The 19,189-nt window shown below is 54.6% G+C and carries 23 protein-coding genes; 16 read left to right on the top strand and 7 right to left on the bottom strand.

From position 1 onward, the window contains the following. Positions 1 to 16: 16 nt before the first annotated feature. The 3 genes from E3E30_RS04965 to trmBL2 all read left to right on the top strand — a co-directional run bounded on the left by E3E30_RS04965 (position 17) and on the right by trmBL2 (position 5,321). Positions 17 to 517, top strand: coding sequence for an SWIM zinc finger family protein (locus E3E30_RS04965; RefSeq protein ID WP_167728967.1), 501 nt, complete (start codon positions 17 to 19; stop codon positions 515 to 517). 39 nt (positions 518 to 556) lie between these two features. Further along, the gene (gene rgy, locus E3E30_RS04960) at positions 557 to 4,231 is read left to right on the top strand and encodes a reverse gyrase (protein ID WP_167728620.1); all 3,675 of its coding nucleotides are present in this window, start codon (positions 557 to 559) and stop codon (positions 4,229 to 4,231) included. A 295-nt stretch (positions 4,232 to 4,526) separates the two neighbouring features. After that, a complete protein-coding gene (gene trmBL2, locus E3E30_RS04955) occupies positions 4,527 to 5,321 on the top strand; it encodes an HTH-type transcriptional regulator TrmBL2 (RefSeq protein WP_042689033.1) in 795 nt (264 codons plus the stop codon). Positions 5,322 to 5,392: 71 nt separating this feature from the next. Here trmBL2 and E3E30_RS04950 read toward each other — a convergent pair whose 3' ends face one another. Genes E3E30_RS04950 through E3E30_RS04940 form a run of 3 tightly spaced genes read right to left on the bottom strand, consistent with a single transcriptional unit; the run spans position 5,393 to position 6,652 of the window. Then, positions 5,393 to 5,605 carry an ArsR family transcriptional regulator gene (locus E3E30_RS04950; RefSeq protein ID WP_042689035.1) on the bottom strand — a complete coding sequence of 71 codons (213 nt, stop codon included), beginning with the start codon at positions 5,603 to 5,605 and terminating at the stop codon, positions 5,393 to 5,395. Next, entirely contained in the window at positions 5,602 to 5,922 is a 321-nt protein-coding gene (locus E3E30_RS04945; RefSeq protein ID WP_167728619.1) for an Sjogren's syndrome/scleroderma autoantigen 1 family protein, read from the bottom strand. Before E3E30_RS04945 ends, E3E30_RS04950 begins: the two co-directional genes overlap by 4 nt. 4 nt (positions 5,923 to 5,926) lie before the next feature. After that, positions 5,927 to 6,652 carry an arginase family protein gene (locus E3E30_RS04940; RefSeq protein WP_167728618.1) on the bottom strand — a complete coding sequence of 242 codons (726 nt, stop codon included), beginning with the start codon at positions 6,650 to 6,652 and terminating at the stop codon, positions 5,927 to 5,929. A gap of 138 nt (positions 6,653 to 6,790) precedes the next feature. Here E3E30_RS04940 and hxlAB point away from each other — a divergent pair, with 138 nt between their 5' ends. The 5 genes from hxlAB to E3E30_RS04915 are packed head-to-tail and all read left to right on the top strand — an operon-like array spanning position 6,791 to position 10,400. Then, positions 6,791 to 8,011, top strand: a complete 1,221-nt coding sequence (gene hxlAB / locus E3E30_RS04935; RefSeq protein ID WP_042689044.1) for a bifunctional 3-hexulose-6-phosphate synthase/6-phospho-3-hexuloisomerase — start codon at positions 6,791 to 6,793, stop codon at positions 8,009 to 8,011. Positions 8,012 to 8,019: 8 nt separating this feature from the next. After that, the gene (locus E3E30_RS04930; RefSeq protein WP_167728966.1) at positions 8,020 to 8,784 is read left to right on the top strand and encodes a hypothetical protein; all 765 of its coding nucleotides are present in this window, start codon (positions 8,020 to 8,022) and stop codon (positions 8,782 to 8,784) included. Next, positions 8,765 to 9,400, top strand: a complete 636-nt coding sequence (locus tag E3E30_RS04925; RefSeq protein ID WP_167728617.1) for a TIGR02253 family HAD-type hydrolase — start codon at positions 8,765 to 8,767, stop codon at positions 9,398 to 9,400. The genes E3E30_RS04930 and E3E30_RS04925 overlap by 20 nt, the downstream gene beginning before the upstream one ends. Positions 9,401 to 9,405: 5 nt before the next feature. Next, a complete protein-coding gene (locus tag E3E30_RS04920) occupies positions 9,406 to 9,585 on the top strand; it encodes a hypothetical protein (RefSeq protein ID WP_167728965.1) in 180 nt (59 codons plus the stop codon). Further along, the gene (locus tag E3E30_RS04915) at positions 9,582 to 10,400 is read left to right on the top strand and encodes a glutamate cyclase domain-containing protein (RefSeq protein ID WP_167728616.1); all 819 of its coding nucleotides are present in this window, start codon (positions 9,582 to 9,584) and stop codon (positions 10,398 to 10,400) included. The genes E3E30_RS04920 and E3E30_RS04915 overlap by 4 nt, the downstream gene beginning before the upstream one ends. On the opposite strand, the gene E3E30_RS04910 is transcribed toward E3E30_RS04915, so the two are convergent. Both E3E30_RS04910 and E3E30_RS04905 read right to left on the bottom strand, forming a co-directional pair. Next, complete coding sequence (locus tag E3E30_RS04910) at positions 10,397 to 10,759, bottom strand: hypothetical protein (RefSeq protein WP_167728615.1); 363 nt, start codon at positions 10,757 to 10,759, stop codon at positions 10,397 to 10,399. The genes E3E30_RS04915 and E3E30_RS04910 overlap by 4 nt on opposite strands. After that, positions 10,746 to 11,549: a hypothetical protein gene (locus E3E30_RS04905; RefSeq protein WP_167728614.1), complete on the bottom strand. Its 804-nt coding sequence runs from the start codon at positions 11,547 to 11,549 to the stop codon at positions 10,746 to 10,748. Before E3E30_RS04905 ends, E3E30_RS04910 begins: the two co-directional genes overlap by 14 nt. 131 nt (positions 11,550 to 11,680) lie before the next feature. Here E3E30_RS04905 and E3E30_RS04900 point away from each other — a divergent pair, with 131 nt between their 5' ends. From E3E30_RS04900 to E3E30_RS04880, 5 genes are all read left to right on the top strand, one after another. Next, on the top strand, positions 11,681 to 12,163 hold the full coding sequence (locus tag E3E30_RS04900) for a hypothetical protein (protein ID WP_042689060.1): 483 nt from the start codon (positions 11,681 to 11,683) through the stop codon (positions 12,161 to 12,163). Between the two features lie 5 nt (positions 12,164 to 12,168). Then, a complete protein-coding gene (locus E3E30_RS04895; protein ID WP_015859493.1) occupies positions 12,169 to 12,522 on the top strand; it encodes a roadblock/LC7 domain-containing protein in 354 nt (117 codons plus the stop codon). Positions 12,523 to 12,535: 13 nt separating this feature from the next. After that, positions 12,536 to 13,201, top strand: coding sequence for a DUF2226 domain-containing protein (locus E3E30_RS04890; RefSeq protein WP_167728613.1), 666 nt, complete (start codon positions 12,536 to 12,538; stop codon positions 13,199 to 13,201). 30 nt (positions 13,202 to 13,231) lie between these two features. Beyond that, entirely contained in the window at positions 13,232 to 13,852 is a 621-nt protein-coding gene (locus tag E3E30_RS04885) for an HD domain-containing protein (protein ID WP_167728612.1), read from the top strand. A 92-nt stretch (positions 13,853 to 13,944) separates the two neighbouring features. After that, complete coding sequence (locus tag E3E30_RS04880; RefSeq protein WP_042689068.1) at positions 13,945 to 14,457, top strand: KH domain-containing protein; 513 nt, start codon at positions 13,945 to 13,947, stop codon at positions 14,455 to 14,457. A 2-nt stretch (positions 14,458 to 14,459) separates the two neighbouring features. Here the strand turns inward: E3E30_RS04880 and E3E30_RS04875 are convergent, their stop codons facing one another. Both E3E30_RS04875 and E3E30_RS04870 read right to left on the bottom strand, forming a co-directional pair. Then, the gene (locus E3E30_RS04875; RefSeq protein ID WP_167728611.1) at positions 14,460 to 14,966 is read right to left on the bottom strand and encodes a putative toxin-antitoxin system toxin component, PIN family; all 507 of its coding nucleotides are present in this window, start codon (positions 14,964 to 14,966) and stop codon (positions 14,460 to 14,462) included. 4 nt (positions 14,967 to 14,970) lie between these two features. Beyond that, the gene (locus E3E30_RS04870; protein WP_167728610.1) at positions 14,971 to 15,249 is read right to left on the bottom strand and encodes a hypothetical protein; all 279 of its coding nucleotides are present in this window, start codon (positions 15,247 to 15,249) and stop codon (positions 14,971 to 14,973) included. Positions 15,250 to 15,346: 97 nt separating this feature from the next. On the opposite strand from E3E30_RS04870, the gene aspS reads away from it, so the two are divergent. The 3 genes from aspS (at position 15,347) to pth2 (ending at position 19,189) form a co-directional block, all read left to right on the top strand. Then, positions 15,347 to 16,663, top strand: a complete 1,317-nt coding sequence (gene aspS / locus E3E30_RS04865; RefSeq protein WP_167728964.1) for an aspartate--tRNA(Asn) ligase — start codon at positions 15,347 to 15,349, stop codon at positions 16,661 to 16,663. A 70-nt stretch (positions 16,664 to 16,733) separates the two neighbouring features. Then, positions 16,734 to 18,785 carry a BatD family protein gene (locus tag E3E30_RS04860; RefSeq protein WP_167728609.1) on the top strand — a complete coding sequence of 684 codons (2,052 nt, stop codon included), beginning with the start codon at positions 16,734 to 16,736 and terminating at the stop codon, positions 18,783 to 18,785. A 41-nt stretch (positions 18,786 to 18,826) separates the two neighbouring features. Further along, entirely contained in the window at positions 18,827 to 19,189 is a 363-nt protein-coding gene (gene pth2, locus E3E30_RS04855) for a peptidyl-tRNA hydrolase Pth2 (protein ID WP_167728608.1), read from the top strand.

Here is a 19,189-nt window from a genome sequence, read left to right as displayed (position 1 = left end):
CCAAGGAGTGGTAAAGATGGCGAGGGTTCTCTGGGTCGTCAAGGCCGGCGGTAGGCTCTACTCCAAGGTTCTGGGGGAGTACCCGTACTACGTCGAGGTTGACCTTTCCACCGGCGAAAGCCTCTGCACCTGCCCGCTCGGAGGAAACTGCCCCCACGTCTCCGCGGTGGTTGAGACCTACGAAAAGGGCCTGTACTTCGACGCAGGAAGCGAGGGGCCCCTGAATCCCGAATCGCTCGCGTGGACCTACCTCTCAGAGGTCCCCCGGCTGGCGCTTGAGGTCACCCTTACGGAGCTCTTTAACTCCCTCAGAAGGGACGAGAGCGGGAGCGAGACGGCAATGCTCTTCCTCCGCGCGTTAAGACTTATCCGCGAGACGAAAGCCGAGGAGTACCTTCACCCGCTCGGCGAGGCCCTCGATGAGCTGTTGGCTGTTTTCCACGATTATCCCCTCGTGAGCAGGCTGAGGGAAGCCTACGAAGGGGTCAAAAACGCCCTCCAAAAGGAACCCTTATAAGGGCTTACCAGCCGAAACACCAACTTAGAGGGTGGGAATATGAAGGCGATTTACAGGGAGGCCTGCCCAAACTGCTCGGGTAGAATCTCCGACGAAAGGCTCGTGATGAAGAACCCCTGTGGTGAGTGTCTCGATAATCCCGTCACCGCTGAGGACTACTTTGAGCTCGTGAAGGCCGTGAGAGAGGCGCTCAAGGAGAGAAAGAAGCTCAAGGCCTGGGAGGAAATCTACTCCCTCGAAAAGGGGCTCAGGGACGTTGAGAAGTTCTTCGAGGAGGCCACTGGCTTTAGGTTCTGGAGCGCCCAGAGGACGTGGGTCAAAAGGCTCCTCAAGGGAAGGAGCTTCTCAATAATAGCTCCAACCGGAATGGGCAAGAGCACCTTTGGAGCGTTCATGTCCGTCTACTACGCCACGAAGGGCAAGAAGAGCTACATAGTCGTCCCCACGACGCCCCTGGTAATCCAGACCATAAGAAAGGTTCAGGCGATAATCGAGAGGACGGGGCTCAGCGTTAACCTCGCCTACTACCACGGCAACCTCAGGAAGAAGGAAAAGGAAGAGATGCTCGCCAAAATCGAAAGCGGGGACTACGATATACTCATAACGAGCGCCCAGTGGTTAGCCAGGAACTTCGACGAGAAGCTGAAGGGTAGGCACTTCGACTTCATCTTCGTTGACGACGTTGATGCCTTCCTCAAGGCGAGCAAGAACATAGACCGCTCTCTCCTCCTCTTAGGCTTCACCGAGGAAATCATTGGCAAGGCGTGGGAAATCATAAGGCTCAAGAAGCAGATGAGCAAATACCTGAACGGTAGAGCCGAAGACAGGGATGAGAGGCTGAAGGAGCTCAACGAGGCCATAGAGAAGCTCCAGCGCGAGATTGAGGAGTTCAAGAGGAAGAACGACATTGGAATCATGATTATCGCCTCGGCAACCGGTTCGGCAAGGGGCGACAGGATAAAGCTCTACCGCGAACTGCTCGGCTTCGAAGTCGGTTCCGGAAGGAGCGCGCTGAGGAACGTCGTGGACAGCTACCTGAAGCCGAGCAAAGACGTTAAGGAGCACGTGGAGGAGCTCCTCAGGAAACTCGGGAAGGGCGGCCTGATATTCGTTCCCATTGACCAGGGGCTGGGCTACGCCGAGGAGCTCGTGAACTACCTCAGGGAAAGAGGTTTTGCGGTTGAGCTCGCGAGCTCGAAGAACAAGAAGGCCGTTGAGAGGTTTGAGAACGGCGAGGCCGATTATCTGGTCGGCGTCGCAACATACTACGGCTCGATAGTCCGGGGTCTGGATTTGCCCCACCTCATCCGCTACGCGGTCTTCACGGGTGTTCCCAAGTTCCGCTTTAGCATAGACCTTGAGAGGCCCACCATATACCGCGCCCTCGGTCTGCTGGGCGAGGTCATGGACTTCCTTGACGATGAGGACAGGAAAACTGCAGAGAAGCTCCACGCGAGGCTCAGAAGGCTGATTAGAAACATCCCGCAGTTCGAGCTCCTAAAGATTGAGGAAGCCTTGGCGGAGGGCCTTCCCATCGAGAACGACTTCCACAAGACGGTTCTCAACGTATTCCGCGAGCTGGTTGAGTTCCTGCGCGAGGTCCTGAAGAAGGAGGACGTCCTCAAGAGGCTCGCGGAAGACCCCTTCGTCAGCCTCGTGAAGGAAGAGGGCAAGTGGTTCATCGAGATTCCTGACGTCAGGACGTACATCCAGGCGACCGGGAGGACGAGCAGGCTCTTCGCGGGCGGAATAACGAAGGGACTCAGCGTCCTAATAGTGGACAACGAGAAGGTCTTCAACGGCCTTGTCAGGCAGATGCGCTGGCGCTTCACCGAGTTCAAGATGGTGCCCTTCGAGGAGCTCGACCTTGAGAAACTCCTGAGGGAGATAGACGAGGACAGGGAGAAGGTAAGGCTCGTAATGGAGGGCAAGATAAGCTCGAAGGTCAAAGACCTCGTCAAATCGGCCCTCATGATTGTGGAGAGCCCCAACAAGGCCAGGACGATAGCCAACTTCTTCGGCAGGCCGAGCAAGAGGCGCATCGGTGATTTGGTCGCCTACGAGGTGAGCATAGGCAACAGACAGCTTACGATTCTCGCGAGCGGGGGGCACATGTTCGACCTCGTCACCGACGAGGGCTACCACGGCGTCCTAATCGAGCGCGAGGAGGACATGCTCAGGTTTATTCCCGTCTACGACACCATAAAGCGGTGCCGTGACTGTGGCTACCAGTTCGTTGACTGGGAGAAGAAAGGTATCTGCCCGCGCTGTGGCTCCACTAACGTCCGCGACGCCCTTGAGAACGTCATCGCGATGCGCGAGATTGCCCAGGAGGTCGACGAGATACTCATCGCGACCGACCCGGATACTGAGGGTGAGAAGATAGCCTGGGACATAAGGAACATTCTGAGCCCCTACACGCCGAACATCAAGAGGACGGAATTCCACGAGGTCACGAGGCCGGCCATACTGAAGGCAATCGAAGAGGCGAGAGACGTGAACGAGAACCGCGTCGAGGCCCAGATTGTGAGGAGAATAGAGGACAGGTGGATAGGCTTCGAGCTGAGCGGTGAGCTCCAGAGGGTCTTCGAGAACCGGAACCTCTCCGCCGGAAGGGTTCAGACGCCCGTTCTCGGCTGGATTATCGAGAGGTATAAGGAGTTCAGCGAGAGCGAGGTCTACTTCCTCGGCTTAACTCTTGAGAACGACCTCCAGGTAACGGTCGAGCTCGGAAAGGACGGCAAGGACGTTGAGCCGCCGGAGTACGTTACGGTGGAGGAGGTTCAGCTCGAAGAGAGGGAGCTCAATCCCGCCCCGCCGTACACGACCGATGCAATGCTCCGCGACGCTTCCACCTTCCTCAAGCTTTCGGCCCCGGAGACGATGCGCTTGGCGCAAGACCTCTTCGAGATGGGTCTCATCACCTACCACAGAACCGATTCAACCCACGTGAGCAACGCGGGAATAGAGGTCGCCAGAGAATACATAACGAGCGAGCTCGGCGAGGAGTACTTCAAGCCGAGGCCCTGGGGTGAAGAGGGCACGCACGAGGCCATAAGGCCGACGAGGCCCATCGACACGGGCAGGTTGATGCAACTCATCCGCGACGGCGTAATCCAGCTCCCGAGGAACCTCACGCGCAACCACTACAGGCTCTACGACATGATATTCAGGCGCTTCATGACGAGCCAGATGGTTCCGGCGGTCGTTCTCCACGAGAGGGCGGTGATAAACGCGGGCGTTGGAAAGGTTGAGCTCGAGGGCTATGTCGAAATCATCAAGGACGGCTGGACGAAACTCAGAAACCCGCCGTTGAGGCAGCTGCCGAAGCTTGAGCAGGGGGCGAGGCCTAAGGTCGTTGAGTCCAAGAAGTGGAAGGCGCCGAAGGTTTCTCTCTACACGCAGGGCGACATAATAGCCCTGATGAAGGAGCGCGGTATCGGGAGGCCTTCAACGTACGCGAAAATCGTTGAGACCCTCATACGGCGCGGCTACGTTGTCGAGACGAGGGGCAGGAAGAAGCTCGTTCCGACGGAGAAGGGCATAAAGGTCTACCACTACCTCGTCAGCAAGTACCGTGAGCTGGTGAGCGAGGAGCGCACGAGGGAGCTTGAGAAGCTCATGGACCTAATTGAGGAAGGAAAGGCGGATTACATGAAGGTGCTGAACGACCTTTACGTCGAGATTAGGCGATACGTTTACGGGGAGGGGTAAACGGGGATGTTTATCCCTCCGTACTTTAGGTAACTATTTTTGGTCATCTTAGCCCCCATTTATAATCGGGTAGTGAAACTTTGGTTTACGGTTGTTGTTTTATTTGAGGGTAAAACCAAAAACCTTAAAATCCCTCTTTGAGTAATGCCTTTGCATGTCTATGCAACCCGGGTTTTATCTCGGGGAGTCACTAGTTGCAATCTGAGTGTGTTTGTATGCAACACTCCCAGTGTTTGGAAAAAGTTTATAATGGATTCCTTCGAAAATATGAATAGAAAATGTGGTGGTGGTAAAGATGGTTAAGGACAGGATGGTGGAACTCCTTCAGGAGCACTTCGAGTTGAACCTCTACGAGGCTAGGGCGTACGTCGCCCTCGTCGGCTTCGGCGTTCTCACCCCTGCCGAGCTCGCCAGCGTCTCGGAGGTTCCCGCGCCGAGAACCTACGATGTTCTCAGGAGCCTTGAGAAGAAGGGCTTTGCCATTAGCCAGCCGGGCAAGGTCAACAAGTACAGGCCCGTTCACCCGGAGAACATCCTTGAGAAGTTCATCGAGGAGTGGCAGGAGCGCGTCAAGGAGGAACTTGAGGCCAAGAAGCAGGCGAAGGAGGAGCTCCTCCAGCTCATGAAGCCCCTCATCGAGACCGAGATTCCGAAGTACGGTGTCGAGCGCGTTTGGGTCGTCAGGGGAATAAGGAACGCGACCCTCAAGACCAGAGAGATGTTCGAGGACGTCAAGGAGCAGATTCTCCTCGCCGACGACGGCTACATAGCCATCAACCTCGAGAGCGACCTCCTCAAGGCCATTGACAACGGCGCCAAGGCCAAGATAATCGTCACCGAGCCCGTACTCAAGAGGATTGAGGGCTCGAAGATTCTCGACTACGCCAAGAAGGGCAAGCTCGAGCTCAGGGTCCTCGACAAGTTCGACCTCCCGATGCTCATCTGCGACGACGAGGTCTTCTTCGCCCTCGAGGACATGGCCGCGCGCTACTTCAACTACGAGACCCAGGTCTGGATTAAGGACTTCAGGATTAAGGCCCTCTTCGAGGCCAAGTTCAACGAGTACTGGGAGAAGGCCAAGAAGGTCTGATTCCCCTTTCTTTTTGTTTCCGCTTATCGTTTTTGGATTCTGAATATGAAATCCGAATATGAAAAAAGAGGTTAGACGTACTTGAACTCCTCTTCGAGCTCGTCTCTCTCCTTCAGCTTCCAGTAGAGCTTGCCGTCCTTCTGGTAGCTCTCGACCTTTCCGCTCTCGGCGAAGCGGAGCAGGTAGCGCCTTACCTCCATCGGCTTGATGCCGGTTTCTTCGGCTATCTCCTCAACCGTCTTCGGGCCGTTTTCGAGGGCCTTAAGGACCTTCACGTTCTTCATCCCCCTCCCTCCAGAGCCTTGTACCTTTCCAACAGGTTGATTATCAGCTCCATAACCCTTAAGTGTTTCTCAAGCTCCTCGATGTCGTCGGGCATCGAGTTCGCCAGCTCGGTGAGCTTCTCCATGAGCCTCTCCTCAACCCCTTTCATCTCGCTCGCCATCTGCTTCTTCCTGTGCTCGCAGACCGGACAGAAAACCCTGCCGTCCTTCTCGAAGAGTGGGGAGCCACACTTTGGACAGTGTCTGTCGAGCATCTTCGCGCCGGACAGCATCAGGGGCATGATTATCTTCCGTATCTCCTCGTCGCTAATCGACATGGCATCACCCCATCAGGAGCTGGAAGACCTCAAAAAAGGCCTTCTTTCCGAGCCTTGAGCGCCTCAGCCTGTCGGAAATCTCGGCTATGTCGAAGGCGATTATTTTGAAGTTCTCCTTTATGGCCTCAAGGATTTCAAGGAGTTCCTCGAGCGTTAGCTCCCCGTGCTGGAAGCGGGCTATCTTGTACTCGGGCCTCAGAACGTCCATATCGACGGTCAGGTAGACTTCCTCGCCGAGGTACTTCTTCGCCTCGTCCATTATCTCATCGACCGAGTTCGTCTGGAAGTTCTTGTAGGCCCTCCACTTTCCGCGAACTTTCCTGCTCCTTAGCGTTGCCGGGAAGACCTTGACGCGCCTCGTCCAGAGCTGGGTTCGCTCGGTCGTTGGAATCATGAGAACCGGGGCCATCACAGCGGCCCTCTCGATTAGCCTTCGCTCGAGGGCGTAAGCCAGCCATGAGCCGTGGTCGAGGTAGTCGTGCATTAAATCGGTGTGGGCGTCAACGCTGATTAAAGATTTGGGCTGGAGCTTCTCTATTATACCGTAGGTGGCGAGGTGCTCACCGATTATGTAAGCCCTGTCCTGGGGAACCCTGTCCGCGAGCAGTTCGACCCTGCTGGCTTCGACGATGACGTAGTCGTCAATCAGCTTGTTCCTCTTCAAAAGCTGGAGCGCGTAGAGCACGCCTTCCCTGTTGGGTCTCTCGCCGAAGGGGATGAAGGTGACCATTCAACCCACCGAAAAGGATTAGGGGCTTCTTTTTTAAACCTTGACGAAAATTTTCGGCATTTTTTTGTAAATTTTCAAAGCCAAACTTTAAAAAGTCGCCCCGAAACCATAAATCGAAAACCTTTCGGAGGTCTCGCCATGATACTCCAGGTCGCCCTTGATTTGACCGACATCGAGCAGGCCATCTCTATAGCTGAGAAGGCCGCTCGCGGTGGCGCTCACTGGCTTGAAGTCGGGACGCCACTCATCAAGAAGGAAGGCATGCGTGCCGTTGAGCTTCTCAAGAGACGCTTCCCGGACAGGAAGATTGTCGCCGACCTCAAGACGATGGACACCGGAGCTTTGGAAGTCGAGATGGCCGCGAGGCACGGAGCGGACGTCGTTTCTATTCTCGGTGTCGCGGACGACAAAACCATAAAGGACGCCGTTGACGTCGCGAGAAGGTACGGAATTAGGGTTATGGTTGACCTAATCGGCGTCAAGGATAAGGTCAAGCGCGCCAAAGAGCTCGAAAAGATGGGCGTTCACTACATACTCGTCCACACGGGTATAGACGAGCAGGCCCAGGGCAAGAGCCCCCTGCAGGACCTTGAGGAGGTCGTCAAGGCCGTTAAGGTTCCCGTCGCGGTCGCCGGCGGTCTGAACCTTGAAACGATTCCGAAGGTCATAGAGCTCGGCGCGACGATAATCATCGTCGGAAGCGCCATAACCAAGGCCAAGGACCCGGAGAAGGTCACGAGGCAGATAATCGACCTCTTCTGGGGCGAGTACATGCAGACCATCAGGAAGGCCATGAAGGACATCGTTGAGCACATAGGGAACGTTGCCGACAGCCTCAAGCTCGAGCAGGTTCGCGGCTTCGTTGATGCCATGATTGGGGCCAACAAGATATTCATCTACGGGGCAGGAAGGAGCGGGCTCGTCGGAAAGGCCTTCGCTATGAGACTAATGCACCTCGACTTCAACGTCTACGTCGTCGGTGAAACCATAACGCCCGCCTTCGAGCAGGGCGACCTGCTCATAGCCATCAGCGGTTCCGGTGAGACTACGAGCATAGTCGATGCTGCAAAGATAGCCAAGAAGGAGGGCGGAAAGGTCGTTGCCATAACCTCCTACGCCAACTCGACCCTCGGAAAGCTGGCAGACGTCGTCGTTGAGATTCCGGGAAGGGCAAAGACAGACATCCCGACCGACTACATAGCGCGCCAGATGCTCACCAAGTACAAGTGGGTCGCCCCGATGGGAACCCTCTTCGAGGACTCAACGATGGTGTTCCTTGACGGTATCATAGCCCTTCTCATGGCGACCTTCCAGAAGACCGAAAAGGATATGAAGAAGAAGCACGCGACCCTTGAGTGAGGGTTGCGATGCGCTCTTTCACTCACCTTTTTGTTGGAATCGGCAACGCTGGAGCCAGGATAGTCGACAGGATAAGCGCCGACGGCGTGGTTAGGGTGACAATCAATCCCGGCCACTACCTTCTGCGCCCGGGGCGCTACGCGGAGAGAATCAGGGACTTCTTCTCGCACCTGCCCGAGGACACCTTTCTGTGGCTTCTCTTCGAGGACAAGGAGATAAACCTCGAACTGGTTGACCTTATCCTCGAACACAGCCCCTCGGACGCGATAAAGCTCGCCTACGTCCTCACGCCGAGGAGGGAGCTCATCCACGAGAAGCCAGTTTGGGCTGATAACTTCGAGACCGTCTTCTACGACTCCCTCTGGGACTTCCTGAGCGAGGACGTGCCTTTGGGGGTTGCCTTCGAGCGGGCATCGGTTTCGATAGCCGAGCTCTTTTCGAGGCTCTACTACTACCTCGAAAACCAGATGCTGGTCAACATAGACTACGCCGACCTGTTCAACATGATTCGCGGGGGCAACGTCGGCATAATGCGCCTTCTCGATAGAGTTGATTTCAGCTGGCACTGGGGAATATGGGAGAGGGGTCTGATAGGAATCCTCGTCGGGAACGACTTCCCACTGAAGGGGGCCCACGAGATACTGTCGCGTTTCCAGAAAATCCTTGCCGAGAAGGACATAATCTGGGGCGTCGTGACCGATGAGAACGTCAGGGACGTCGAGATACTCGCGCTGCTCGTGAAGGGGTGGGAGGATGAAGGCGGTTCTCTTTGACGTTGATGGAACCCTGCTCACGGAAATGCCACTTATTCAGCTCTTCCTTCCCTGGGTCTACGATGAACTCGCGAAGAGGCTCGGGGTCACTAAGGAAGAAGCGAGGGAGCGGTTCCTCAACGAGATTATGGCGAGGAGGGACACCTACGACTGGCACGACTGGAACTTCTTCTTCAGGCTCTTCAACGTTGACCTCAACTACGAGGACCTTCTGAGAAAGTACCCCCACAAGCTCCACGTTTACCCGGACGTTGTGCCCACCCTTGAGTGGCTGAGGAGCAATGGCTACCGGCTCGGTGTCGTTACGAGCGGACCTGAGTACCAGAGGCTGAAGCTCGAACTTACCGGGCTCGATAAATACTTCGATGTAATCGTGACGCGGGAGGACGTGAAGGCGATAAAGCCCGAGCCGAAGATTTTTCTCCACGCCCTTGAACTGCTTGGCGTTGAGCCTGGAGATGCCCTCTACGTTGGCGACTCCCTCAGCCAGGACGTTTATGGCGCCAAGCACGTTGGTATGACCGCCGTCTGGATTAACCGCGACGGCTCGGACGGCTACCACATGGCCGATTACGAGATTAGAACCCTCCACGAGCTTAGGAAGGTACTGGGGTGATGGGTATGAAGGAGCTGTTCAGTGGGGAGGGTGTTTTCGTCCGCTACTCGGAGAAAGAGGTTGAGATAAGGCCCGGAGATAAACTCGTCCACAGGAGCGAGGAACCAACGGAGCTCTGGTGGAAGCTCAAGGAGGCTGTCAAGGGCAGGAAGGTTAGGGTTGTTGTCTACGAGGTGGAAGAATGATTGCCCACCTGATAAACACCGACGTCGGTGGCAGGGGCGTCGGAAGGCTATACCTCGACTACCGGAGGAGGGACTTTAATTTTTTACATAATTCTGCAAAGCTGTTTTTAGATAATTATGGAAAAGTGCTAATCGTTACCGGCTTTCCAATCCCCCCGATGAACGTTCCGGAAACCGACGGCCCACCGGGGGCGCTGGCACTGTACCGTGCCGTCAGGGAGCTCGGTGGGGAAGCCGAGATTCTCGCTCAGGAAGAGGTCATCAACGCGATGATTCCCTTCCAGAAGGCCCTTTCCCTGCGCTTTGCCGGGGAACCAGACGTCTCAAGCTACGACCTCGTAATCTTCGTCGAAACGCCCGGAAAGGCTCAGGACGGCAACCACTACTCCATGTCCGGCCTTCCAATCGTTGGAGAGACCTTCGACTGGGTTGTGGAAGATGCAAAAGAGCACGGCGTTCCAACGATTGGAATCGGCGACGGGGGCAACGAGATTGGTATGGGGAAGGTTCGGGATTTGGTGGTTCGCTACGTTCCGCACGGGGAGAAGATAGCCTCTACAATCGAGACCGATGAGCTTATCCTCTCTGCTGTCTCTAACTGGGGGGCCTATGGTCTGATAGCCCAGGCCTCTCTGGAGCTCGGGAAGAACCTTCTCTCCGGCTGGGAGGAGACTTTTGTCGTCAGGCTCCTCGTTGAGAGTGGTCTCATTGACGGCGTCAGCAAGAAAAGGGAAGTGAGCGTCGACGGGATTCCAATCGAGGTTCACGTTGCTTTCGTTGAGTTTCTGAACGGGATTGTCGAGTTCAATCTCTAAAGTTTGAGCTCCTCCCTTGTGGCCAGTTTCAGTTCTTCAATTTCCTCCCAGGTGAGGACCCTCCTGCCCTTTGTCAGCATCATCACGTCGCTCGTGACCTGCAGGATGCAGTAAACCGCGCTTGGGGTTATCACAAGGTAGTCGTTGGAGGACTCTATCTCCGCCAGTCCCTTCTTGAGCTCGGGCAGCTTTGCGGAGAGCTCCTCGGGGGATTCAAGCGTCCCGCCTATGGGCAGGCCCTCGGTAGTTGCGAGAAGGAAGCCGCTTATTTCGAACTTTCTGAGGAGCATATCTTTAAAGTCCAAAAACTCTTGGCTCTCCGGTCTCAGAAGTTTCCTAAGCCTATCAAGCAGGCCCATCTTTACCAACCTCCATCCCAATGCGTTTCATATATGATGAACACGAGGTCTCGACGAGTTCAACTCCCCGCGTTTTGAACCATTCATACGGATTCTCATGGGAGATTTCTTTTGAAATCCTCCTCGAAAGCCGTTTTTGAATTCGAATTAGCTCCTCTGAGGTTATCCACTGGTATTCGACTCCAAGGTTCTTTAGGTGCCTCGTCAATTTGTTGTCTTTGCCTCTGGTTGGAACGAGCGGAGGCGTTCTTGAGAGAAGAATGAGGGTTCGCTTTCCCTTCAGGCATTCTAAAACTCCATCGATTGTGTCTATGATGGGTTTGAGCCTGAGTGACTCTGCAAGCTTCCACAGAAGTATTTTGCAGTTTTTGACATCAACCATGAGGAGGAGTCTGTTGCGCTGTTCCTTCAGCGTGATGTGGAGAACTAGAATCCCAACGACCGCGTCCCACTCAAGAAGCGTTTGAAGGATTTCTCCCGAGATTTGCTTTGTTCTGTGCTCCCTGATGACGCTCCAAACCTTGTACCGAGATATTTTAACCCCCGTCTTCAAGAGGTGGTTGTGGATTTCCTCTATGGTATGCCCCCGCTCCTTTAAATCGACTATGAGGTTTACTATTTCTGATGGAAGTTCTTTCTTTTTCCTGCCTGGAGTTTTAATCTGTTTCGTTTTAAGAACCTGGAGTACGCGCCTTCGCGACACGCCCAGCACCGCCGCGATTTCATCGAGCTTCATTCCATCCTCTCGGAGCTTCAGTATCTTTTCAACGTCCTCTGGTTTGAGCTTCATAGGTCGTTGTGTGCTACTAATTTGGCAGGTTTATATAACTAATGCGAAATCTTTTCCAAATAATAGGCGGCAAATATTATATCGCGTCGTGACATCGTGTTGCTGACCTGCCCCTTCGAGGGGTGTCACCCATGACGGAGGCGAAGGTCGTGGAGAGGGTTAATGAGAGGTCTGAGGAAATGGCGACTAAAATAAACAACCTGATTCTCTACGGAATATACAAAGTCCTCGGGGCTGGAGCCAAGGGACTTGGAAACTCTGTTGGTGAGGAGCTTCTGAATACAATGATGGAGGAGTACGGACTGAACTTTGAGGGAAGCGATGACCCCCAGGAGCTCCTCAACCGCTTCACAGAGGTTATGATAAACACCCTCGGGTTTGCCGAGAGGGGTGAAATCATCGTGAACGGAAACAACGTCACCTTGAAGCTCGACAACCCGATGGACCTGTACGCCCTTCAGCTACTCGAGAAGAAGGGCATGAAGCCCATGCTCTACCCGATGGCCAACGCCATAGCCGTCGCCATCAAGAAGTTCAGCGGAAAGAACGTCCTGATTAAGGAAATTCGCGTTTCGGACAAGCACGTTGAAGTTGATATGCTGATTCTGGGGTGATGTGAATGTTTGAGAACGTTATTGCAGACCTTCTCAGGGTTGATGGCGTCAAGGGAGTTGCCATAGTGAGCAAGGACGGTCTCCTCATCGAGGGTCAGGCGAGCGACAGGACGATAGACGTTGAGAGCGTCGCCGCGATGGTCGCGACCATCTACGGTACTGCACTCAACGTGTCCAATGAGGTCTTCCACGAGGAAGCCGTTGACATGGTCACGCTCGAATCGCCGAAGGGCAAAATCATTACCGTCGAGGCGGGTGAAAACGCGGTCCTGACGGTTCTCACAGACCCGAAGGTCAACCTCGGCCTCGTCAGGATTTACCTCAAGAGGAACGCCCAGAAGGTCGCTTCAATGCTTTAGCCGGTGAAAGCGGATGTTTGGGGGCAAACTGATACGGATAGAAACTAATGAAAGCCTTCCCGAGGTCATTAAAAGCCTCGGGGACGGCTACGTTCTCTTTTCTTGGCGCGAGGGAGGGGACCTTAGGAGGGCGTTTCTTTTCGTTAGCTCTGGAAAGGTTGTTGGAGCGTTCGTGGAGTCAGTGCTCCAGGGCTACGCCAGGGAGGGAGAGGTCGCAGTGGAAGACATAGAAAATGCGTTGGCTGGAGGTTTAGTAAAGGCCTACGAACTCTATGCGGCATCATCCAGGGAGATACTCTCCGAAAGACCGACACTCCGCGTGAGTTCGTTTCCCTTCGCGAGCATCAGCGGCGATAACGTTGAGGGCCTACTAAAGCTTTACCGCTCCTTCAGCGGTTGGCTTCAGGTTCGCGCTGGAGACAGAGAGTGGCGCTTGGTCGTTGAAAACGGCATGACACTTAAGGCTCATTTAACTGGAGAGAACCTGCTCGGCGACGAGGCTGTTCTATCGCTCCTCAGGGAATTCGGCCACGTAATCAAAAACGGTACATACCGCTTCTTCTCGGGAACCGCTAGACTCCCCGAGGGAAGTGAAGTCGTTGAACACTCAACTTCCTTCCTTGACGTCGTTGAGTCTTTCCAGCTAAAGAGGGTCATTGAGTCCGGGTTATCCTTTTAAACCCCTTCCTTTTTCTCCAACCGATGCGCTATGAAGCTTGAGAAGTTCATACCCGACGCCAGGACGCGGGCGCTCATAGAGAGGACGCGCGAGTTCGCGAGGGGTTTCTTTGAGAGGGAGGGAACGCACGGATTCAGCCACGTGGAGAGGGTCTTCAACCTCTGCATGCACATAGGCAGGGAGGAAGGGGCGGACCTCGAAGTCCTCGCCCTCGCCTCGCTCCTCCACGACATAGCGAGGCCCCTTGAGGACGCCGGCAAAGTTGAAGACCACGCGATAGAGGGCGCGAAGATGGCTAAGCGCTTCCTATTGAGCCTCGGTTATCCGGAGGAGAAGGCAGAGGCGGTTGCTCACGCAATAGAGGCCCACCGCTTTTCAAGGGGTCCGGAGCCGAGAACGCTCGAGGCGAAGATACTCAGCGACGCGGACAAGCTCGACGCGATAGGCGCGATAGGTATAGCGAGAGTCTTCATGTACTCCGGCGAGCACGGGAGGGATATTGAAGCATCCCTCAGGCACTTTGAGGAGAAGATACTCAAGCTCAAGGACCTGATGTACACCGAAACCGCGAAGCGCATCGCCGAGGACAGGCACCGCTTTACCGTTGAGTTCATCGAGAGAATTCGGCGGGAAATCGAGGGCGAGCTTTGAGTTCTTCCCCTTTCGAGCCACATAATAACCTTTTTAAAGGGCTTCCTGAATTAAGGGTTAGCCCATCAAGGTCATTCTAAGGAGGTGAGAACGTGAAGGCGCCAATCTGTGAGGTTTGTCTCAAGACCGACGACATTCTCTGCCCCGCTGACGAGAAAAAGCTTCAGGAGGGTATAATCTCCGAGCTGGACGTTAAGGTTGCACGCTTACTCTACAAGCTCCTCGGCGACGTTGACATCGAGTTCAAGAAGGCCGTCGAGGCCGGGGACCTTATCGTTATCGTTGTCGGAGAGGGAGACGTCCCGATAACCATCGGCAAGGGTGGGAAGAACATAAAGACCCTCATAAGGGAGCTCGGAAAGCGCGTTAGGGTCATCGAGGGCATGAAGGCGGAATCAACCGACGAGCTCAAGAAGCTCGCCTCCGACCTGCTCTATCCTGCCGGTGTCTTCGGCGTCAACGTCGTTTACAGGCCCGGAGGTGAGACCTACTACAAGGTTCTCGTCTTCGGCAGGGACAGGAAGAAGCTCCCGGAGAAGCCCGAGATACTCGAGAGCGTCCTGAGCCAGATAGTTGGAAAGGAGGTCAAGATTTCGTTTGTCTGACCCTATCTTTTCTTGACTTCCCTTATGAATTCCCGAGCTGTAAGCACGTAAAAATAGTGATTCATAATCCTTGCTCGGCCCGTTCTGGAGTCGTCCTTTAAGACAAAGTTCCCGAAGTGCTTCGTGTTCTCTGTGATGAGATACTTTGCTTTGGACGCGAAAACCGCCTCAAGGAATTTCACATCATCGGGGTCTTGGAGTTTTACAAGAGTCTCCTTATCTCTCAGAGCGTGTTTGGGCTCACGAAACTTCGAATTAGAGCGGATTATGCCCAGTATCCTATTGGCTTTATCCACGAGGTTCCAATACGTTTCGGGAGTTGCGAACTCCATCGCTATCGAGAACAGAGTAATCTCCATCTCATCGAGTATTTCAGGAGTAACGTAGTTTTCAATCTCCTTGGTTTTTAGCATTTCCAGAATCTTCCACGCCGGGCTTCTGGTTTCATCTCTGGATTTAAGCGCGCTCACTAAAATCGACGTGTCAATGACGGTTCGGAGTTTTGGCATTGGCTCACACCAAACCGGCTTTCCTGAGTTTCTCTTCTATCCTCTTGTATTTCCTGAAGTTTTTCTTTCCAGCATCGAGGAGCTTTTCCAGTGACTGGTCTATCCCAACGGATTTATCCGATTTGGGTGCGAGTCTGTCAAGCTTCCCAGAGCGAGAAGCTTCGATGAGGCTCTTAAGCTCAAAGAACCACAGAACATCTTCCGGCTTTTCACCTATTTTCTTCGCTATGCTCTCGGCCATGAGCTTTGTAACCTCGCTGGAAGTGCTCACGGTCTCGCTCATCTTCTCACCATTCCAAACTTCGGTTGGGAGTAGATTAATGTTTTGGTGCAATCGAATACCTTTAAAAGCTCGCCCCTACTCCTTCTGGGGATTGGCCATGTACAGGACGCACTACTCGAGCGAGATAACCGAAGAACTCAACGGCCAGCGCGTTAAAGTGGCCGGCTGGGTGTGGGAAGTCAAGGACTTAGGCGGAATCAAGTTCCTCTGGCTCAGGGACAGGGAGGGAATAGTCCAGATTACCGCCCCGAAGAAGAAGGTTGACCCCGAGATATTCAAGCTCATCCCGAAGCTCAACAGCGAAGACGTCGTCGCGGTCGAGGGAATTGTAAACTTCACGCCCAAGGCGAAGCTCGGCTTTGAGATTCTCCCGGAGAAGCTTGAGGTCCTCAGCAGGGCGGAGGCACCTCTACCCCTCGACCCGACCGGGAAGGTCAAGGCCGAGCTCGACACTCGCCTGGACAACCGCTTCATGGACGTCAGAAGGCCGGAGGTAATGGCAATATTCAAGATACGCTCGAGCGTCTTCAAGGCGGTCAGGGATTTCTTCCACGAGAACGGCTTCATCGAGATTCACACGCCCAAGATTATAGCGACGGCAACCGAGGGCGGAACGGAGCTCTTTCCAATGAAGTACTTCGAGAAGGACGCCTTTTTAGCTCAGAGCCCTCAGCTCTACAAGCAGATAATGATGGCTTCGGGCCTTGACAGGGTTTATGAGATAGCGCCGATTTTCAGGGCGGAGGAGCACAACACGACGAGGCACCTCAACGAGGCGTGGAGTATTGACGCGGAGATGGCCTTCATCGAGAGCGAGGAGGAGGTAATGGCGCTCCTTGAGAGGCTCGTGGCTCATACAATCAACTACGTCCGCGAGCACAACGCGAAGGAACTCGAAACCCTCAACTTCGAGCTGGAGGAGCCGAAACTGCCCTTCCCGAGGCTGAGCTACGATAAGGCCCTTGAGATTCTGGCGGACCTCGGCAAGGAGATTCCATGGGGCGAAGACATAGACACCGAGGGCGAGAGGCTACTCGGGAAGTACATGATGGAGAACGAAAACGCTCCGCTTTACTTCCTCTACAAGTACCCGAGCGAGGCGAAGCCCTTCTACATAATGAAGTACGACGATAAGCCAGAAATCTGCAGGGCCTTCGATTTGGAATACCGGGGAGTTGAGATAACCTCCGGTGGCCAGAGGGAGCACCGCGTTGATGTTCTCGTCGAGCAGATTAAGGAGAAGGGGCTCAATCCAGAGAGCTTCGAGTTCTACCTCAAGGCCTTCCGCTACGGAATGCCCCCGCACGGCGGCTTCGGCCTTGGAGCTGAGAGGCTGATAAAGCAGATGCTTGACCTCCCGAACATCAGGGAGGTTATCCTGTTCCCGAGGGACAGGAAGAGGCTCACACCGTAAGGCCTTTATACCTTCCTCCCTTTCATTGTGTAGGCAATTGTGTACATATTGGTGTACGGAGGTATGCATAATGAGAAAACTCGTGGCTTTAATCTTGGCGGTACTCGTCTCTTTATCCGCACTTCACATCGGGAGTGTCGGTGCGTCGGACATTAAGTACGCCAGTGTCACAGGTATCAGTCTGCCCCTTGGAGGCAGTGCCCAGCTGGGCCCGTACACTGTTAAGTTCACTGATGCGAGCCTTGGCTGGGACAGCGTTTATCTAACTGTTGAAGGTCCTGATGGCAGGATGAGCGCCGTTCTTAAGGTGGGCAAGTCTTTGGCGTATCCCTCCAGTGACCCCGATAAGATGCTCCTCAACGTCTCGGTGCTCTGGATTAAGAGCGACTCCAAATCCGTGCTCCTGACGATAAGCTCACCGCTCACCAAGCTCTACTCGGGCAAGGCCATACCCGTTGGTACTGAGTTCAGCCTTCCCTCCGGATTCCCCCAGATAAAAATAAAGCTCCTCTCCGTTTCCGATACCGAGGCAACTTTCACGGTTAGGATGCCCTACGGAGCCTCATACACCCTTGAAATCCCAAAGGGTCAGTCAAGGTCCGTTTCATACAAGCTGGATGACCTTCACACATACGTTAGCTACCTCTCCATTGAGGTGCTCAACACCACCAAGAACAGCGGTGCGGTAATCAACCTCTACATCCCGAGGGTCGCGTCCACAACGCTCAAGGTGACCGTCCCTGGGGAGGAGACCCAGGAGAACCCAACGACCCCCGTTGTTGAGACAACAATCCTCTACAACGACCTCGTTTATGTGGGTGAGAGGCTTCCGGTTAAGTACAACGGCACCACTTACTACTTCAAGCTCCTCTCAGTAATCCCAGATTTGGCGAGGGTAGAAGTTTACACTGCCAATAAAACCTACGCAACCTACACCCTAGAAGCAGGTGACGTTCCCAAGGCCATACCGGGAACTCCGTTCCTCGTGGCCATCTCCAAGACCCAGCCCGACTACAAGAGGGCCATACTCAAGGTCTACGGCCCAATTGAAGCCGAAGTTAATCCAATACTCCGCTCGGCTCAGGTCGTTGCCAACATAACCGCCGTCCCGAAGAAGGTTCTCCTTGGCCAGGACATAGTGCTCTCGATAGGCGTTGAGAACCTTGGCAGGGGCGATGCATATCAGCTCAACGTCGCGGCTCCGATTCCAAACGGGTTCCAGCTCGTCAGCATGACCAAGAGCTGGCAGATAAAGAACCTCCCCGCCTTTACCAAGCTCCCAATGCTCGTCTACGTCCTCAGGCCCACGAAGGTCGGCAAGTTCGACATCGGCAAGGTTCTCGTGACGTACTACGACGACCAGAGCCTTGAGACCGGCAAGATGAAGACCATCTACTCCGCCCCGCTCACCGACATCGAAGTCTATGCAATACCCAAGCTCTCGCTTAACGCCCTCGCCTACAACGGCACCTGGAGCAACTACGTCACCGCCAAGGTGAACAGCACGGTAACGCTCGCCCTGACCGTTCAGGCCTCGAAGGGCAACCCGACCTACGAGTTCATCAAGAACGCGACGCTGGTGCTTACCTATCCGAAGTCGCTGAAGGGCCAGACCGTGCTGAACCTTGGCACGATAAAGGCCGGCGACGTTAAGACCGTCAAGGTTCCCCTGCAGGTTCTCGGAGAGAACCTCTCCCTCGTAAAGGCAACCCTCAAGTACCTCGACCCCCTCGGAAACGCCCACGAGGTTAACTTTGGAACCGTTGCAACCGTGAACAGCATCCCACCGGAGGTCATTGTCAAGGAAGTCAAGGTCTGGCCCAAGCCCGACGAACTCCCGGCGTACATCAACCAGACCCTCGCGAAGATGGACAACGCCACCCCGCTTGCCGAGCAGATACTCAGCGTTGCCTCAGCTTATGTCCCACCGAAGAAGGAGAGCAACCCCTGGAAGCTCCTGGCGATAATCTTCATCCTGGCGACCCTCGTCCTCGCCGGAGTCACCTACAACTACTGGCGCGAACTCGAGGCCCTCAAGGAGAAAGTCCTGAGGAAGAAGCAGAGGCGCCCAGGAGGACTGCCAAAGAAGGACGAGGAAGAGGATGAGATAGAGCTGCTTTAGCCTTAGTCAATTTTTTAAATCCCTTCCATCCCTTTTCTCCCATGAGCGCGTTCAAGTACAAGCAGGTTATCGTCTCGCGGAAGGACTTAAAGCTCAGCAAGGGCAAGTTCGCGGTTCAGGTGGCTCACGGCGCAGTAACCGCCGCTCTAAAGGCCCAGAAGGAGAAGCCCGAGTGGTTCAAGGCCTGGTTCAACGAGGGACAGAAGAAGGTCGTCGTCAAGGCTGAAAACCTTGAGGAGCTGTTCCAGCTGAAAGCCCAGGCTGAGAAGCTCGGTCTCCCTACGGCACTGATAAGGGATGCAGGATTAACAGAGATTCCCCCGGGGACAATAACCGTCTTAGCCATCGGGCCCGGGCCAGAGGAGCTGGTAGACAAGGTTACTGGCCATCTCAAGCTGGTGTGA

Source organism: Thermococcus sp. 9N3 (assembly GCF_012027685.1).
GTDB classification, from domain to species: Archaea; Methanobacteriota_B; Thermococci; order Thermococcales; family Thermococcaceae; genus Thermococcus; species Thermococcus nautili.
Note: the sequence above shows the minus strand (reverse complement) of the source record. Positions and strands in the feature narration are given on the sequence as shown.

Excerpts from the sequence above, each read along its gene's own strand:
- E3E30_RS04965 (WP_167728967.1), top strand. The coding sequence starts at position 17 with ATGGCGAGGGTTCTCTGGGTCGTCAAGGCCGGCGGTAGGCTCTACTCC.
- rgy (WP_167728620.1), top strand. The coding sequence starts at position 557 with ATGAAGGCGATTTACAGGGAGGCCTGCCCAAACTGCTCGGGTAGAATC.
- trmBL2 (WP_042689033.1), top strand. The coding sequence starts at position 4,527 with ATGGTTAAGGACAGGATGGTGGAACTCCTTCAGGAGCACTTCGAGTTG.
- E3E30_RS04950 (WP_042689035.1), bottom strand. The coding sequence starts at position 5,605 with ATGAAGAACGTGAAGGTCCTTAAGGCCCTCGAAAACGGCCCGAAGACG.
- E3E30_RS04945 (WP_167728619.1), bottom strand. The coding sequence starts at position 5,922 with ATGTCGATTAGCGACGAGGAGATACGGAAGATAATCATGCCCCTGATG.
- E3E30_RS04940 (WP_167728618.1), bottom strand. The coding sequence starts at position 6,652 with ATGGTCACCTTCATCCCCTTCGGCGAGAGACCCAACAGGGAAGGCGTG.
- hxlAB (WP_042689044.1), top strand. The coding sequence starts at position 6,791 with ATGATACTCCAGGTCGCCCTTGATTTGACCGACATCGAGCAGGCCATC.
- E3E30_RS04930 (WP_167728966.1), top strand. The coding sequence starts at position 8,020 with ATGCGCTCTTTCACTCACCTTTTTGTTGGAATCGGCAACGCTGGAGCC.
- E3E30_RS04925 (WP_167728617.1), top strand. The coding sequence starts at position 8,765 with ATGAAGGCGGTTCTCTTTGACGTTGATGGAACCCTGCTCACGGAAATG.
- E3E30_RS04920 (WP_167728965.1), top strand. The coding sequence starts at position 9,406 with ATGAAGGAGCTGTTCAGTGGGGAGGGTGTTTTCGTCCGCTACTCGGAG.
- E3E30_RS04915 (WP_167728616.1), top strand. The coding sequence starts at position 9,582 with ATGATTGCCCACCTGATAAACACCGACGTCGGTGGCAGGGGCGTCGGA.
- E3E30_RS04910 (WP_167728615.1), bottom strand. The coding sequence starts at position 10,759 with ATGGGCCTGCTTGATAGGCTTAGGAAACTTCTGAGACCGGAGAGCCAA.
- E3E30_RS04905 (WP_167728614.1), bottom strand. The coding sequence starts at position 11,549 with ATGAAGCTCAAACCAGAGGACGTTGAAAAGATACTGAAGCTCCGAGAG.
- E3E30_RS04900 (WP_042689060.1), top strand. The coding sequence starts at position 11,681 with ATGACGGAGGCGAAGGTCGTGGAGAGGGTTAATGAGAGGTCTGAGGAA.
- E3E30_RS04895 (WP_015859493.1), top strand. The coding sequence starts at position 12,169 with ATGTTTGAGAACGTTATTGCAGACCTTCTCAGGGTTGATGGCGTCAAG.
- E3E30_RS04890 (WP_167728613.1), top strand. The coding sequence starts at position 12,536 with ATGTTTGGGGGCAAACTGATACGGATAGAAACTAATGAAAGCCTTCCC.
- E3E30_RS04885 (WP_167728612.1), top strand. The coding sequence starts at position 13,232 with ATGAAGCTTGAGAAGTTCATACCCGACGCCAGGACGCGGGCGCTCATA.
- E3E30_RS04875 (WP_167728611.1), bottom strand. The coding sequence starts at position 14,966 with ATGCCAAAACTCCGAACCGTCATTGACACGTCGATTTTAGTGAGCGCG.
- E3E30_RS04870 (WP_167728610.1), bottom strand. The coding sequence starts at position 15,249 with ATGAGCGAGACCGTGAGCACTTCCAGCGAGGTTACAAAGCTCATGGCC.
- aspS (WP_167728964.1), top strand. The coding sequence starts at position 15,347 with ATGTACAGGACGCACTACTCGAGCGAGATAACCGAAGAACTCAACGGC.
- E3E30_RS04860 (WP_167728609.1), top strand. The coding sequence starts at position 16,734 with ATGAGAAAACTCGTGGCTTTAATCTTGGCGGTACTCGTCTCTTTATCC.
- pth2 (WP_167728608.1), top strand. The coding sequence starts at position 18,827 with ATGAGCGCGTTCAAGTACAAGCAGGTTATCGTCTCGCGGAAGGACTTA.